The organism is Streptococcus sp. SM5 (assembly GCF_027497975.1).
This window is the reverse complement of record NZ_JAJNSC010000014.1, coordinates 82,724-95,562: the sequence shown is the minus strand read 5'-3', so window position 1 is coordinate 95,562 and position 12,839 is coordinate 82,724. Positions and strand designations below refer to the sequence as shown.

Genomic DNA, 12,839 nt, shown 5'->3' with positions numbered 1-12,839 from the left:
AATTGCACCTTTTAAGCAAATGTCATGCAACATCTACTGTTATGCGGTATTAGCTATCGTTTCCAATAGTTATCCCCCGCTACCAGGCAGGTTACCTACGCGTTACTCACCCGTTCGCAACTCATCCAGAAGAGCAAGCTCCTCCTTCAGCGTTCTACTTGCATGTATTAGGCACGCCGCCAGCGTTCGTCCTGAGCCAGGATCAAACTCTCATTAAAAGTTTGAGTTCTCACTCATTTCTGTCACTGACAGATTTATTGTTTTTTCATTGTTCAGTACTATAACCTTAGTTATAGTGCCCTGCACATTGGTTCGTCTTGTTCAGTTTTCAAAGGTCTTTGTCACTTGCTTCTCTCAAGTGACAACTATATTAGTATATCACAGCCGCTTTCGCTTGTCAACACTTTTTTGAAACTTTTTTAAATCTTTTTTCATCAAGTGTGCCATCTGCAACATACCATAGTCCGTACGGGATTCGAACCCGTGTTACCGCCGTGAAAAGGCGGTGTCTTAACCCCTTGACCAACGGACCAGAGTTGCTATTTTCAACTCTTACTATTATACCGACTTTTCTAACTTTGTCAACACCTTTTTTCTATTTTTTTATTAATTTTACAACAGCTTCAGTTCGAGCTGTATGTGGGAACATGTCGACCGACTGAATATAATGAAGATCATAGACTTCTACTAACTTTACCAAATCACGAGCCAAGGTCGAAACATTACAAGAAATATAAACCATTTTTTCTGGTATATAAGTAAGAATAGTATCTAATAACTTATCATCCAGACCTGTACGTGGTGGGTCCACAATCAGAGCATCTGCTCGGTAGCCTTCCTTGTACCAACGAGGAATAATCTCCTCTGCTGTTCCAGCTTCATAATGAGTATTATCAAATTCCATTCTTTTAGCATTTCGCTTGGCATCTTCAATGGCTTCTGGAATAATATCCATACCTCTGAGGGTTTTAACTTTCTTTGCAAAGGCAAATCCAATCGTTCCAACTCCACAATAAGCGTCAATCAAATGGTCTTCTTTATCAACATCCAGCGCTTTTACCGCCTCGCTATAGAGGACTTCTGTTTGTTCAGGATTCAGCTGATAGAAAGCTCTAGGGGATAGTGAGAATTCATAGTCGAGTACACCTTCTTGAATACTCTCTTCTCCCCAGATAATCTCTGTCTTTTCACCATATATCTCACTGGTTTTAGCTGTATTTGTATTAACAGCTACTGTCACAACTTCTGGAAAATCTTTAACTAAGTCCTTTACAAGTTGGGTTAAGTTAAGCTGACGGTTTGTAACAATAATAATCTGAACCTGTCCAGTCTTTCTTGCTCGTCGGACCATAATAGTTCTAACACCTAGAACTTTTCTTTCATCGGTGATTGGAATCTGGTGATAAGTAAGCAATTCTGCTAGACGATTAGCAATCACTTGGGTTTCCTTGTCTTGTACCAGGCAGTCTTTCAACTCTACTAAATAGTGAGAGTTTTGTGCATATAAGCCCGCCTTGACCTGATTCTTAAATTTTCGAGTCTGAAATTGTAACTTAGCACGGTAGTACTTTGGTTCCTGCATTCCAATAGTTGGACGAATTTCATAGTTTTCATATCCTGCAGGGGCGAATTTTTTCAGTGCTTGGTGAAGTAGGTCCGTCTTGAACTCCAGCTGCTTATCATAATGCAGGTGCATGATTTGGCATCCTCCGCATTCATTATAAATAGTACAAGCTGGCACAACACGGAATTTAGACTTCTTATTGACCTTCAGTAATTTTGCCTCTACAAAGTTACGTTTAATGGAAGTAATCTGACAATAGATATCTTCACCTTTGAGAGCTCCAGGTACAAAGACTAAGGTTTTTTGATAAAAGCCGATTCCTTCACCATTAATTCCCATACGCTTAATTTTTAATGGTATTTTTTGTTTCACTTTCAGATTCATACCCCTATCTTATCACATTTTGAGTTATAATAGAACTATGAAAATCACAAAACTTGAAAAGAAAAAAAGACTCTATCTGATAGAGCTTGATAATGGTGACAAATGCTACATTTCTGAAGATACAATTGTTCGTTTTATGTTATCGAGAGATAAGGTGATAAGCGAAGAGGAATTGAAGGAAATTCAGGACTTTGCCCAATTTTCTTATGGTAAGAATCTAGCCCTCTACCACCTATCCTTTAAAGCACGTACTGAAAAAGAGGTCAGAGAATATCTAAAAAAATATGATATTAATGAAAAAATAGTTTCTCAAGTCATTGCTAATCTTAAAGAAGATAAGTGGATTAATGATAGCCAGTACGCTTATGCTATCATCAATGCCAATCAACTTTCAGGAGACAAGGGACCTTATATACTGACTCAGAAATTAGCACAAAAAGGAATTTCAAAATCTACTATAGAAGAAATCTTGAATGATTTTGATTTTTCGGAAGTTGCTCAACGTGTAGCTAATAAACTCTTGAAAAAATATGAAGGAAAACTTCCAGCTCGTGCCTTGCAAGATAAGATTATCCAAAACTTGACCAACAAAGGATTCTCTTACTCTGATACTAAAAGTGCCTTTGATCAGTTGGATAGTCAAGTTGACCAAGAAACGACTCAGGAACTCATCTTCAAGGAACTGGATAAGCAATATGCCAAGTATGTCCGAAAATATGAAGGATACGAACTTAAACAGCGTTTAACTCAAGTTTTAGCACGAAAAGGCTACGATTTTTCGGATATAGCAAGCGCTCTCAGAGAATATCTTTAATATTTTCATGTAAAATTCACAGATTTTAGGTAATTTTATGGTACAATAGTAAACGATAAACTTATAAATTGTAGAAAGTTGGTTAGTTATGAAGCTTCCAAAAGAAGGCGACTTTATTACAATTCAAAGTTATAAGCATGATGGGAGTCTCCACCGAACTTGGCGGGACACCATGGTACTAAAAACAACAGAAAACGCCATTATTGGTGTCAACGATCATACACTGGTTACCGAAAGTGATGGTCGTCGTTGGGTCACTCGAGAACCGGCTATTGTTTACTTTCACAAGAAATATTGGTTTAATATCATTGCCATGATTCGTGATAATGGGATTTCCTACTATTGCAATATGGCCAGCCCCTACTATCTGGACGAAGAAGCTCTGAAGTATATTGATTACGATTTGGATGTTAAAATTTTTACAGATGGGGAAAAACGTCTCTTGGACGTTGAGGAGTATGAGCGTCACAAACGCAAAATGAATTATTCTGATGATTTGGACTATATTTTAAAAGAACATGTCAAAATTCTTGTTGATTGGATTAACAATGGACGTGGTCCTTTCTCAGAAGCCTATGTAAACATTTGGTACAAGCGCTATGTAGAACTAAAGAATCGGTAAAGTTGTCAAACTGGGGTGAGAGCCCTGGTTTTTTTTATTTGAAAAACCCAGCTTTTCAGCTGGATTAATTTCTATATATCTAATTTCGTAACAGTAAATTTGATGTGGGAATAGTCTTTTTCAACATCCTTATCAAGCATGAACGCTGTGGCGTCCTTCTTAACTTGAACCAGGTCAATATTCTGAGCCTGGGCTGCATAGACGCAGCCACAATAACATTGACGATAGATATCATACTCCTCACACATCTCTACTGAACGTTTGTAGCCCTGATTTTTCTTGAAATCACTTGGAAAATAGTGGGTTGTATAAATTTTTTGCACATCGATTCCGATGCTGTTAATGGTTTGAGAATTCTTATGAGGACTAATGGTCAAGGCTGAGCCAAAATAATCAAAGCCCAGATCCATAGCCACTTGCGCTGTCTTATCCAGGCGGTAGTCAAAGCAAACCTTACAACGGTCGCCACCTTCAGGTTCTTCTTCCAAACCTCGAACCAGTTTACGATATTCATTAGGTTCATAAGGAGCTTCTAGGTATTGAACGTTATTGCCAGTTCGCTCATTGAAATCACTGACAAACTTTTTAGTCACATAGGCACGCTTATGGTATTCTGCCTTGGGATGGATATTAGAATTGGCAAAATAAATGGTCACGTCTGCATACTTAGTCAAATATTCTAGAGTATAGGTACTGCAAGGGGCACAGCAAACATGCATGAGAATGGTTGGCCGCTGCTCATTTTTCTCCCATACTTGTACCATCTTCTGCATGACACGGTCATAATTAATCTTCTGATTGGGGTTCATCTTGCTCAGAATTTCTTCTACATCGATCATGTTCTTCTCCTTTTTCTAATCTTATTTTATCATATAAGTTAGGAGAGCTCAAATCTATTTAGAAGTCAATAGCATAAAAAGGAGGGATGGGCATTCCCTCCTTTTGTGTTTTTTATAAGTTACTATCTACAGAAAACTTACATCATGCCGCCCATCATGCTTGGATCCATTGCTGGAGCTGGGGTCACTGGTTCTGGTTTATTGGCTACTACTGCTTCTGTAGTCAAAATCAAGCTGGCTACAGATGCTGCATTTTGTAGAGCTGAGCGACTCACTTTAACTGGGTCGATAATCCCTTGATCAATCATGTTGACCCATTCACCAGTTGCTGCGTTGAAACCTGTACCAAGCTCGGCATTTTTCAAACGATCGATAACGATAGAGCCTTCAAAACCTGCATTGTGGGCAATTTGACGAACAGGTTCTTCCAAGGCACGAAGAACAATATTACGTCCCGTTGCTTCGTCTCCTGTTAATTCCAAGGCAGCAACGGCTGGAATCACATTGGCAAGGGCTGTTCCACCACCTGCAACGATTCCTTCTTCAACAGCTGCACGAGTAGCATTGAGGGCATCTTCAATGCGGAGTTTCATTTCTTTTAACTCAGTTTCAGTTGCAGCTCCGACCTTAATAACCGCTACACCACCTGATAATTTCGCCAAGCGTTCTTGCAATTTTTCACGGTCAAATTCAGATGTTGTAGTTTCGATTTGAGACTTGATAACTGCAACACGGTGGGAAATCGCTTCAGGATTTCCAGCACCTTCTACGATAACAGTGCTATCTTTGTCCACAGTTACTCTCGCTGCTTGACCAAGAGCTTCAATTGTCGCATCTTTCAACTCAAGACCAAGATCTTCTGTGATAACTGTTCCGCCTGTTAAAATGGCGATATCTTCAAGCATGGCTTTGCGACGGTCACCAAAACCAGGTGCCTTAACTGCTACTACGTTAAAGGTTCCACGAATCTTGTTCAAGACAAGAGTTGGAAGAGCTTCGCCGTCCACATCATCTGCAATAATCAAGAGTGGACGATTGCTTTGGAGAATGCTTTCCAAAAGTGGCAAGATTTCTTGGATATTTGAAATCTTCTTATCAGTAATCAAAATGTATGGATTTTCAAGGTCAGCTACCATTTTTTCGCTATCTGTTACCATATACTGTGAAAGATAACCACGGTCAAACTGCATTCCTTCCACAACTTCAAGTTCTGTTTCCATACCACGTGACTCTTCGATAGTGATGACTCCATCTTTGCCAACTTTTTCCATGGCTTCAGAGATGTATTCGCCGACTTTTTCAGAACGAGAAGATACGGCAGCAACCTGAGCAATGGCTTCTTTATTGGCAACAGGGATGGCGTTGTTTTTCAAGGCTTCTACTGCTGCTGCAACTGCTGTTTCAATCCCACGACGAATTCCGATTGGATTGGCACCTGCTGTAACGTTTTTGATGCCTTCACGGACGATTGCTTGGGTCAAGACAGTTGCAGTTGTCGTTCCGTCACCTGCAATATCATTGGTTTTTGAAGCTACTTCTGATACCAATTTGGCACCCATATTTTCAAAATGATCTTCTAATTCAATTTCTTTGGCAATGGTCACACCATCATTGGTAATCAAGGGTGAGCCAAATGATTTTTCCAACACAACGTTACGACCTTTTGGTCCCAAGGTTACTTTAACAGTATCTGCAAGGATATCGACACCACGAACCATAGCTGAACGGGCATCTGATGAAAATTTAATTTCTTTTGACATACTTACTTTCTCCTTCTATTCTTCAATGATTGCCAAGATGTTAGCTTCGCCTACGATGATGTACTTTTCATCGCCATCTTTGACATCAAGACCTGCATGAGCTTCAACTAAGACACGGTCTCCAGCTTTAACACTTGGAGCAACCAAGTCACCGTTCAAGGTACGAACACCTTGTCCAGTAGCCACAACTTGGGCTGTTTTTGTTTTTTCTTGAGCTGAACCTGCAAGGACAAAACCTCCAACAGTTTGTTCTTTTTCTTCGATTTTCAAGACCACACGGTCTCCTAATGGTTTCAACATCTGTTTTCCTCCATGATGAACTACATATTATTAGCACTCTTTATATATGAGTGCTAATTTATAGTTCTATTGTATCACTTGGTCAGAAATAGTCAAGAAAAAAGTCTGACTTTCTCAAGATAAAAAGCCTGAGACCAACTCAGACTTTTTAATGCTTAAAATGGCAATTCTTCCTCTTCCAAAACCAAATCCGCCAAATCTTGTCCTGCATTATTTTCACGCATGGCACGTTGAGCACGACTTTCCAAGAGTTGGAATCCAGTAACAAGTACTTCGGTCACGTAGTTCATCTGGCCATTTTTCTCAAAACGACGGGTACGCAATTCCCCATCAACGGAAATGAGACTACCTTTGGTTGCGTAGCTTGCCAAAGTTTCTGCTAGTCTGCCCCATAGGACCATATTGACAAAATCAGCTTCGCGTTCCCCGTTTTGGTCTTTGTAACGACGATTTACAGCGATAGTTGCTCGCGCTACTGACTTGTCATTGTTGGTTTTATGCAATTCTGGTGTAGACGTTAAACGTCCAATCATGATAACTTTATTATACATATTTTCTTCCTCCTACTTATCTATTCGTAGGAAATCAAAAAAGTTACAGAAATTTGTAACTTTTCGAGGAAATTTTTTACTTTTTATGAACCATAAATCCTGTCGCCTGTTGATTTGCCATAATGGTCATATCTGTAATCTGCACACGACGAGGTTGACTGGTCACATAGACTACTGTATCTGCAATATCCTGAGCTTGCAAGGCTTCGATTCCTTGGTAAACGAACGCAGCTCGTTCTTTATCACCGTGAAAACGTACCGTCGAAAAATCTGTTTCGACAATCCCCGGTTGAATGGTTGTCACCTTGATATCCGTTGCAATGATATCAATTCGCAGACCATCTGAAAAGGTCTTAACCGCAGCCTTGGTAGCTGAGTAAACAGCGGCACCCGCATAGGCGTAGATTCCTGCGGTTGACCCCATGTTGATGATATGTCCTTGATTGGCTTTTACCATTGCTGGCAAGAAACAGCGAGTGACTGCCATCAAACCTTTGACATTGGTATCCAGCATGGTCAACATATCCAACTCTTCATAGTCCTGATAAGGTGCTAAACCTAGAGCCAGACCGGCGTTGTTGACCAGAATATCAATCTGACCTATCGTTTCTAAAATATCGGAGCAGACAGTCTTCACCATAGTCATATCCGTGACATCTAGTGGAAAGGTCCAAACTGTTTGATTTGGAAAGACTTCTGCAAACTCCGACTTAAGAGCTTCTAGTCTATCTGTCCGTCGTCCTGTTAGAACGACATTCTCACCCTGCTCCAGATAAGCACGCGCAATTGCTTCACCAATACCTGATGTCGCTCCTGTAATCACAACATTTTTTGCCATCTTATTTCCTTCTAGCTGGTCTATCAGATACTAACAACTTCTTAGGCAGTCCAGTGCTTAGCTGGATCAAATGGAGTTCCGACAACTTGGTCTTCTGATAATTCAATAATACCACGTTTTTGCGGAGCATTTGGCAAATGCAATTCACGAGGGCTACACATCATGCCAAAACTCTTTTCGCCACGAAGCTCACCTGGGAAAATAAGATTGCCTTTGGGCATCATAGCTCCAGGAAGAGCCACAATGGTTTTCAACCCGACACGCGCATTGGGAGCCCCTGCAACGATTTGCACTGTCTTGTCACTTGCGACTGCAACTTGGCAGATGTTGAGGTGGTCACTATCTGGATGGGCTACCATCTCAACAATTTCACCAACAACAAACTTAGGTTCCTTGTCATTGACAATTTCTTCTGCAAAACCTTCCGCTTGTAATTCTTGGTTCAAACGAGCGACTTGCTCATCTGTCAAAAATACTTGACCGCGCTCTGCAATTTCAAATAAACTTGAAACTTCAAAAATATTCCAAGCCACTGTTTCCTCATTATCTTTTAGAAAAACACGGGCTACCTTGCCTTTGCGCTCCACATCCAGTTTGGCATCTCCGCTATTTTTCACGATGACCATAAGGACATCACCGACATATTCTTTATTATATGTAAAAATCATTGTTTCCTTTTTCTCCTATTTCAGTCCTGCTAAAAAGTCGTTAATTTGTTGCTTGCTTTTACGGTCGCGATTAACAAAACGACCAATTTCCTTGTCTTTTTCTAGAACAACAAGGCTAGGAATTCCATATACATCCCAGAGTTTGGCCAAATCCATATACTGGTCTCTATCCACTCGAATAAAGGTGAACTCTGGATTGGTCTCCTCAATTTCTGGTAAGGCAGGATAGATATAACGACAATCGCCACACCAGTCTGCCACAAAAAGAAAGACCTTCTTGCCCTCTTTTTCCACCAAAGATGCTAATTCTTCTAAACTTGCTGGTTGTATCATAAGACTTCCTCCTCATAGACTAGATCTTCATTTTCATAGACAAAGGTATAATGACGGCCATCCTCAAAAATGACGCCACCAACCAAGCTCTCTAGACTGCTTTCATAGACTTGAACATAGAGGGTCGCAATTTCCCCCATGTCTGAAAAATGGTCTCGCACAATCGCTGTCAACTCTTCCTGAGTCTTCATGAGCTTATGGTCATCTGCAACTTTTTTCGTAGCAAGGGCAAGGCTTCCAATACCAAGCAGAGCCAGACCTGCCATCCACATTTTTTTAGCTTTCATACCATTCATTTTAACACAAAAAAGGCTTTAGGACAAATGAGGAAGCAGCAGAAAAGCAAGTAAAAAGCCCCTTCCTTAAAGAAAAAGGACTTCTTATACTAGAGCAAACTAGGAAGCTAGCCGCAGGTTGCTCAAAGCACTGCTTTGAGGTTGTAGATAGAACTGACGAAGTCAGCTCAAAACAGCGTTTTGAGGTTGTGGATGAAGCTGACGTGGTTTGAAGAGATTTTCGAAGAGTATTATTCTTATTGCCAGGTACCTGAGTTGCCAACGTAGTAACCATCAGGTGTGTAGGTATTGCGAAGCATCTTACCTGATGAAGCTAGATAATACCACTTACCATTGTCTTTGACCCAATTATTCGCTAGCATGGCACCAGAAGAACTTACATAATACCATTCTCCCTTGTCATAAATCCAAGTGCTTGCTTTCATGGCTCCTGAAGTTGATAAATAGTACCACTTGCCTTGGTCGTAAAGCCAATCACTAGCAACCATGGCTCCTGATGATTTAAAGGCATACCAGTTACCACCTTGATAGAGCCAAGTTTGATTGAACATGACTCCTTTATCATTCATAAAGTACCAAGTTCCCTTGTCTTTAACCCAAGCATTCTGTACTAATTGACCTTGTTTTTGATAGTACCAGTTTTGGTTTGATTTTAACCAGCTTTCTACTTTTACAATTGGATAAAGTTCTTTGAAAGATCCTCCATCATCATATTTATGACTGATAGTTTTTAGTTTTTCAAGTTTCAACTCGCCATTGTCATAATCTGCCCAAGCAAAAACTTTTTGACTATTGACAGTCTCTGGTAAGGTAGCAGTGTAAGTCTTGGTTTGATAATCCCATTTAGCATCGAGGTAAGTGTATTGATCATTTGATTCTTCAATACGATAGTAACCTCTCTTTCCACTATCATTATGAATATCATCCACAACTTTCGTTGACCAGGTCTTCACTTCGTTTCCGCTCTTAGCCTCGACCTTGATATCTCCTCTATAGCCATAAGGTACGTAAAAATTCAGGTAACGCCCCTCTACACCCATCATAGACTTATCCTTTTCTTGACCTAGGAAATTGACAGTCTGATCTTGACCATTGAGACTAACCGTCCACTCGATTTTCTCGGTTTTTGGCAAATCCAAGACTTTGATATCCACTTCATGACCATTGTTAAACCGAAGAATCTTGCCATCTTGATACTGTACTCCACACTTAACAACCCATTCTTCTTTAAGCTCAAATGCCTGCCCTGAATGAGGTGAAACAAGCAAAGCTAGACCAGCTAGAGACAAACCAAATAATGTGATTTTTTTCATTGTAGTTCCTTCTTAGTCGTTGTTATGTTAATTATATCACTATGTTTTTATTTTGCAACTCATATCCTAAATATGCAAGCAAAAAACCTCTGAGATTGTTCTCAAAGGTTTTGGTCTTGCTAATTACTGTTCTCAACTGCTGCAGTCACAAAGGCAGTGTAGAGTTCTTCTGGACGATTTGGACGGCTTGACAGTTCAGGGTGATACTGACACGCTACAAAGAATTTATTTTCAGGAATTTCCACGATTTCTACCAAACGATTATCTGGAGAAACTCCTGAGAAGACAAAGCCTGCTGCCTCAAACTGCTCACGGAAGGCGTTGTTAAACTCATAGCGGTGACGGTGACGGCGTTGCACCACTTCTTGATTGTGGTAAGCAGCTGCTGCCTTAGAGCCACGTTTCAACTTAGATGGGTAAAGTCCCAAGCGAAGGGTTCCCCCCATATCCTCAACGTCAATCTGATCACGCATGATATCAATGATAGGGTATTTTGTTTCTGGTGCAAGCTCTGCAGAATTAGCACCTTCAAGCCCCAAAACATGACGAGCAAACTCGATACAAGTCAACTGCATTCCCAAGCAGACACCTAACATTGGAACATCATTTTCACGCGCATAGCGAATGGCTTGGATTTTCCCTTCAGTACCACGCTGGCCAAAACCACCTGGTACGATGATTCCGTCCGCAGCAGACAAAAGCTCTGCCACATTCTCTGCCGTCACATCATTGGCATTGATCCAATTGATTTTAACTTCTGCGTCATTGGCATAACCAGAGTGTTTCAAGGCTTCGACCACTGAGATGTAGGCATCTTGCAACTCAACATACTTACCAACAAGGGAAATCTTAACTTGTTTCTTAAGGTTCATGACCTTGTCCACCATAGCTGACCATTCTGTCATATCCGCTACTGGTGCGTCTAGTTTCAAATGGTCACAGACAATTTGATCCATACCTTGTGCCTGCAAATTCAATGGAATTTGGTAAAGATGTTCGACATCTAAAGACTCGATAACAGCCTCTGGTGCCACATCACAGAACTGGGCCAGTTTGTTTTTAATTCCTTGACCAGCTGGCTCTTCTGTACGAATAACCAACATATTTGGTTGGATTCCCAATCCACGCAATTCTTTGACAGAGTGTTGTGTTGGTTTGGTTTTCATTTCACCAGCGGCCTTGAGGTAAGGAAGCAAGGTTGTATGGATGTACATAACATTATCCGCCCCCACATCTGCCTTCATCTGACGAAGGGCCTCTAAGAATGGTAAGGACTCGATATCCCCAACAGTTCCACCTACCTCTGTGATAATGACATCAGAGTCTGTCGTTAGAGCGGCACGCTTGATTTTTTCTTTCAAAGCATCTGTGATATGAGGAATAACTTGAACAGTTGCCCCAAGGTATTCTCCACGGCGTTCTTTACGAAGAACTTCACTATAAATTTTACCAGTAGTCACGTTGGAATATTTATTGAGATTGATATCGATGAAACGTTCATAGTGACCCAAGTCCAAATCTGTCTCAGCTCCGTCATCTGTCACAAAAACTTCCCCGTGCTGGTAAGGGCTCATAGTTCCCGGATCGATATTGATATAAGGGTCAAACTTTTGAATGGTTACTTTGAGACCACGATTTTTCAAGAGACGGCCCAGACTCGCTGCGACAATCCCTTTCCCAATAGACGATACCACACCACCAGTTACAAAAATATATTTCGTTGACATAGATTCCTCTTTCTAAAATGCTCAAGGTCTTGTCAACTACGAGGGGACATAGAAAACAAGACCCTACTAATAAGAATAATCTGGAACGACTGCACCAGATTCACAACCAAAATACAAGAAGATAACTTCTTGAAAAAACAAAAATAGCTCCCTAAGAACTAGGGAGCCCCGACCTCTAAAAGAGGTGCCCGAACAATATGATACCTAAAAATAGGATAATTGTCAATAGCTAACTTTTATTCCTCGATGTTTTCAGTATCATCATCTGAAAACTCGTCGTCTTCTTCGTTGAGATCCACGTCTTCACCCAAGTCATCAGGAGCGATTTCGTTGATTTCTGCATCGTAAGCTTCCACTTCATTTTTCTCATCATCTGGATTTTCATCATCATATGAAAGAGCTGGATCTGCTTCGTATGCATCTTCGTCTTCTGGATCATCTGCATTGTAGTCAATGGCATCTGAATCGCCATCCATGAAGGCATTGACACGTTTTTTCTTAGCTTTTGGTGCTACTTCATCGTCGTCATTTTCTTCAAGAGCGATGATTTCTTCATCGATTTCATCCACACCATACCATGAACGAAGACCCCATTTGTTGTCTCCAAGTGAGATGAAGCTACCGTCAAAGTTCAACTCTGTGTAAAACAAAGGCAAGGCTTCACGGATATCGCTGTTTGATGTTCCAAGGTAGTTTTGAATTTCGTTTACAAGATCGCTAAAATGCATCTCATGGTCGCGACCACGAAGTTCCAAGATAGCACGCGCTACCTCAATCATAGATAGTTCACTTTTTTCTTGCCCAGCAAATACTTCTAATTCCAAAGCGTT

General features: G+C 40.7%; 14 protein-coding genes, 1 tRNA gene and 1 rRNA gene. 2 read left to right on the top strand and 14 right to left on the bottom strand.

All coding sequences use genetic code 11. From position 1 onward, the window contains the following. The 3 genes from PAN07_RS11350 to rlmD all read right to left on the bottom strand — a co-directional run. Positions 1-218 (bottom strand): 16S ribosomal RNA (locus PAN07_RS11350); the annotation flags it as partial. Positions 219-460: 242 nt separating this feature from the next. After that, positions 461-532, bottom strand: a tRNA-Glu gene (locus PAN07_RS11345). Between the two features lie 63 nt (positions 533-595). Beyond that, on the bottom strand, positions 596-1,948 hold the full coding sequence (rlmD, locus tag PAN07_RS11340; protein WP_084861826.1) for a 23S rRNA (uracil(1939)-C(5))-methyltransferase RlmD: 1,353 nt from the start codon (positions 1,946-1,948) through the stop codon (positions 596-598). 37 nt (positions 1,949-1,985) lie between these two features. Between rlmD and recX the strand changes: the two genes are divergently transcribed. After that, positions 1,986-2,762, top strand: coding sequence for a recombination regulator RecX (gene recX / locus PAN07_RS11335; RefSeq protein ID WP_084861828.1), 777 nt, complete (start codon positions 1,986-1,988; stop codon positions 2,760-2,762). A gap of 88 nt (positions 2,763-2,850) precedes the next feature. Then, positions 2,851-3,384: a DUF402 domain-containing protein gene (locus PAN07_RS11330; RefSeq protein ID WP_000775316.1), complete on the top strand. Its 534-nt coding sequence runs from the start codon at positions 2,851-2,853 to the stop codon at positions 3,382-3,384. A gap of 71 nt (positions 3,385-3,455) precedes the next feature. Here the strand turns inward: PAN07_RS11330 and PAN07_RS11325 are convergent, their stop codons facing one another. The 11 genes from PAN07_RS11325 to rpoE all read right to left on the bottom strand — a co-directional run bounded on the left by PAN07_RS11325 (position 3,456) and on the right by rpoE (position 12,833). After that, positions 3,456-4,223 carry an epoxyqueuosine reductase QueH gene (locus PAN07_RS11325; protein ID WP_084861830.1) on the bottom strand — a complete coding sequence of 256 codons (768 nt, stop codon included), beginning with the start codon at positions 4,221-4,223 and terminating at the stop codon, positions 3,456-3,458. 137 nt (positions 4,224-4,360) lie between these two features. Then, positions 4,361-5,983 carry a chaperonin GroEL gene (gene groL / locus PAN07_RS11320; protein ID WP_084861832.1) on the bottom strand — a complete coding sequence of 541 codons (1,623 nt, stop codon included), beginning with the start codon at positions 5,981-5,983 and terminating at the stop codon, positions 4,361-4,363. 15 nt (positions 5,984-5,998) lie between these two features. Beyond that, entirely contained in the window at positions 5,999-6,283 is a 285-nt protein-coding gene (gene groES / locus PAN07_RS11315; RefSeq protein ID WP_000917323.1) for a co-chaperone GroES, read from the bottom strand. A gap of 155 nt (positions 6,284-6,438) precedes the next feature. After that, positions 6,439-6,834 (bottom strand): single-stranded DNA-binding protein, encoded by a 396-nt coding sequence (locus PAN07_RS11310; RefSeq protein ID WP_000282467.1) that lies wholly within the window; start codon positions 6,832-6,834, stop codon positions 6,439-6,441. Between the two features lie 76 nt (positions 6,835-6,910). Continuing rightward, entirely contained in the window at positions 6,911-7,672 is a 762-nt protein-coding gene (locus PAN07_RS11305; RefSeq protein ID WP_020903140.1) for an SDR family NAD(P)-dependent oxidoreductase, read from the bottom strand. A 41-nt stretch (positions 7,673-7,713) separates the two neighbouring features. Next, positions 7,714-8,340, bottom strand: coding sequence for a YtpR family tRNA-binding protein (ytpR, locus tag PAN07_RS11300; RefSeq protein WP_033687657.1), 627 nt, complete (start codon positions 8,338-8,340; stop codon positions 7,714-7,716). 15 nt (positions 8,341-8,355) lie between these two features. Further along, the gene (locus tag PAN07_RS11295; protein ID WP_000615781.1) at positions 8,356-8,673 is read right to left on the bottom strand and encodes a thioredoxin family protein; all 318 of its coding nucleotides are present in this window, start codon (positions 8,671-8,673) and stop codon (positions 8,356-8,358) included. Then, complete coding sequence (locus PAN07_RS11290) at positions 8,670-8,969, bottom strand: DUF4651 domain-containing protein (RefSeq protein WP_001815024.1); 300 nt, start codon at positions 8,967-8,969, stop codon at positions 8,670-8,672. Before PAN07_RS11290 ends, PAN07_RS11295 begins: the two co-directional genes overlap by 4 nt. A 236-nt stretch (positions 8,970-9,205) precedes the next feature. After that, positions 9,206-10,282, bottom strand: a complete 1,077-nt coding sequence (locus tag PAN07_RS11285) for an N-acetylmuramoyl-L-alanine amidase family protein (RefSeq protein WP_192855174.1) — start codon at positions 10,280-10,282, stop codon at positions 9,206-9,208. 119 nt (positions 10,283-10,401) lie between these two features. Further along, positions 10,402-12,009 (bottom strand): CTP synthase, encoded by a 1,608-nt coding sequence (locus PAN07_RS11280; protein WP_084926156.1) that lies wholly within the window; start codon positions 12,007-12,009, stop codon positions 10,402-10,404. Positions 12,010-12,245: 236 nt separating this feature from the next. After that, positions 12,246-12,833, bottom strand: coding sequence for a DNA-directed RNA polymerase subunit delta (rpoE, locus tag PAN07_RS11275; protein ID WP_000418409.1), 588 nt, complete (start codon positions 12,831-12,833; stop codon positions 12,246-12,248). Between the last annotated feature and the right edge of the window lie 6 nt (positions 12,834-12,839).

Excerpts from the sequence above, each read along its gene's own strand:
- groL (WP_084861832.1), bottom strand. The coding sequence starts at position 5,983 with ATGTCAAAAGAAATTAAATTTTCATCAGATGCCCGTTCAGCTATGGTT.
- PAN07_RS11280 (WP_084926156.1), bottom strand. The coding sequence starts at position 12,009 with ATGTCAACGAAATATATTTTTGTAACTGGTGGTGTGGTATCGTCTATT.
- PAN07_RS11290 (WP_001815024.1), bottom strand. The coding sequence starts at position 8,969 with ATGAATGGTATGAAAGCTAAAAAAATGTGGATGGCAGGTCTGGCTCTG.
- PAN07_RS11285 (WP_192855174.1), bottom strand. The coding sequence starts at position 10,282 with ATGAAAAAAATCACATTATTTGGTTTGTCTCTAGCTGGTCTAGCTTTG.
- PAN07_RS11305 (WP_020903140.1), bottom strand. The coding sequence starts at position 7,672 with ATGGCAAAAAATGTTGTGATTACAGGAGCGACATCAGGTATTGGTGAA.
- PAN07_RS11330 (WP_000775316.1), top strand. The coding sequence starts at position 2,851 with ATGAAGCTTCCAAAAGAAGGCGACTTTATTACAATTCAAAGTTATAAG.
- PAN07_RS11325 (WP_084861830.1), bottom strand. The coding sequence starts at position 4,223 with ATGATCGATGTAGAAGAAATTCTGAGCAAGATGAACCCCAATCAGAAG.
- ytpR (WP_033687657.1), bottom strand. The coding sequence starts at position 8,340 with ATGATTTTTACATATAATAAAGAATATGTCGGTGATGTCCTTATGGTC.
- groES (WP_000917323.1), bottom strand. The coding sequence starts at position 6,283 with ATGTTGAAACCATTAGGAGACCGTGTGGTCTTGAAAATCGAAGAAAAA.
- PAN07_RS11310 (WP_000282467.1), bottom strand. The coding sequence starts at position 6,834 with ATGTATAATAAAGTTATCATGATTGGACGTTTAACGTCTACACCAGAA.
- rlmD (WP_084861826.1), bottom strand. The coding sequence starts at position 1,948 with ATGAATCTGAAAGTGAAACAAAAAATACCATTAAAAATTAAGCGTATG.
- recX (WP_084861828.1), top strand. The coding sequence starts at position 1,986 with ATGAAAATCACAAAACTTGAAAAGAAAAAAAGACTCTATCTGATAGAG.
- PAN07_RS11295 (WP_000615781.1), bottom strand. The coding sequence starts at position 8,673 with ATGATACAACCAGCAAGTTTAGAAGAATTAGCATCTTTGGTGGAAAAA.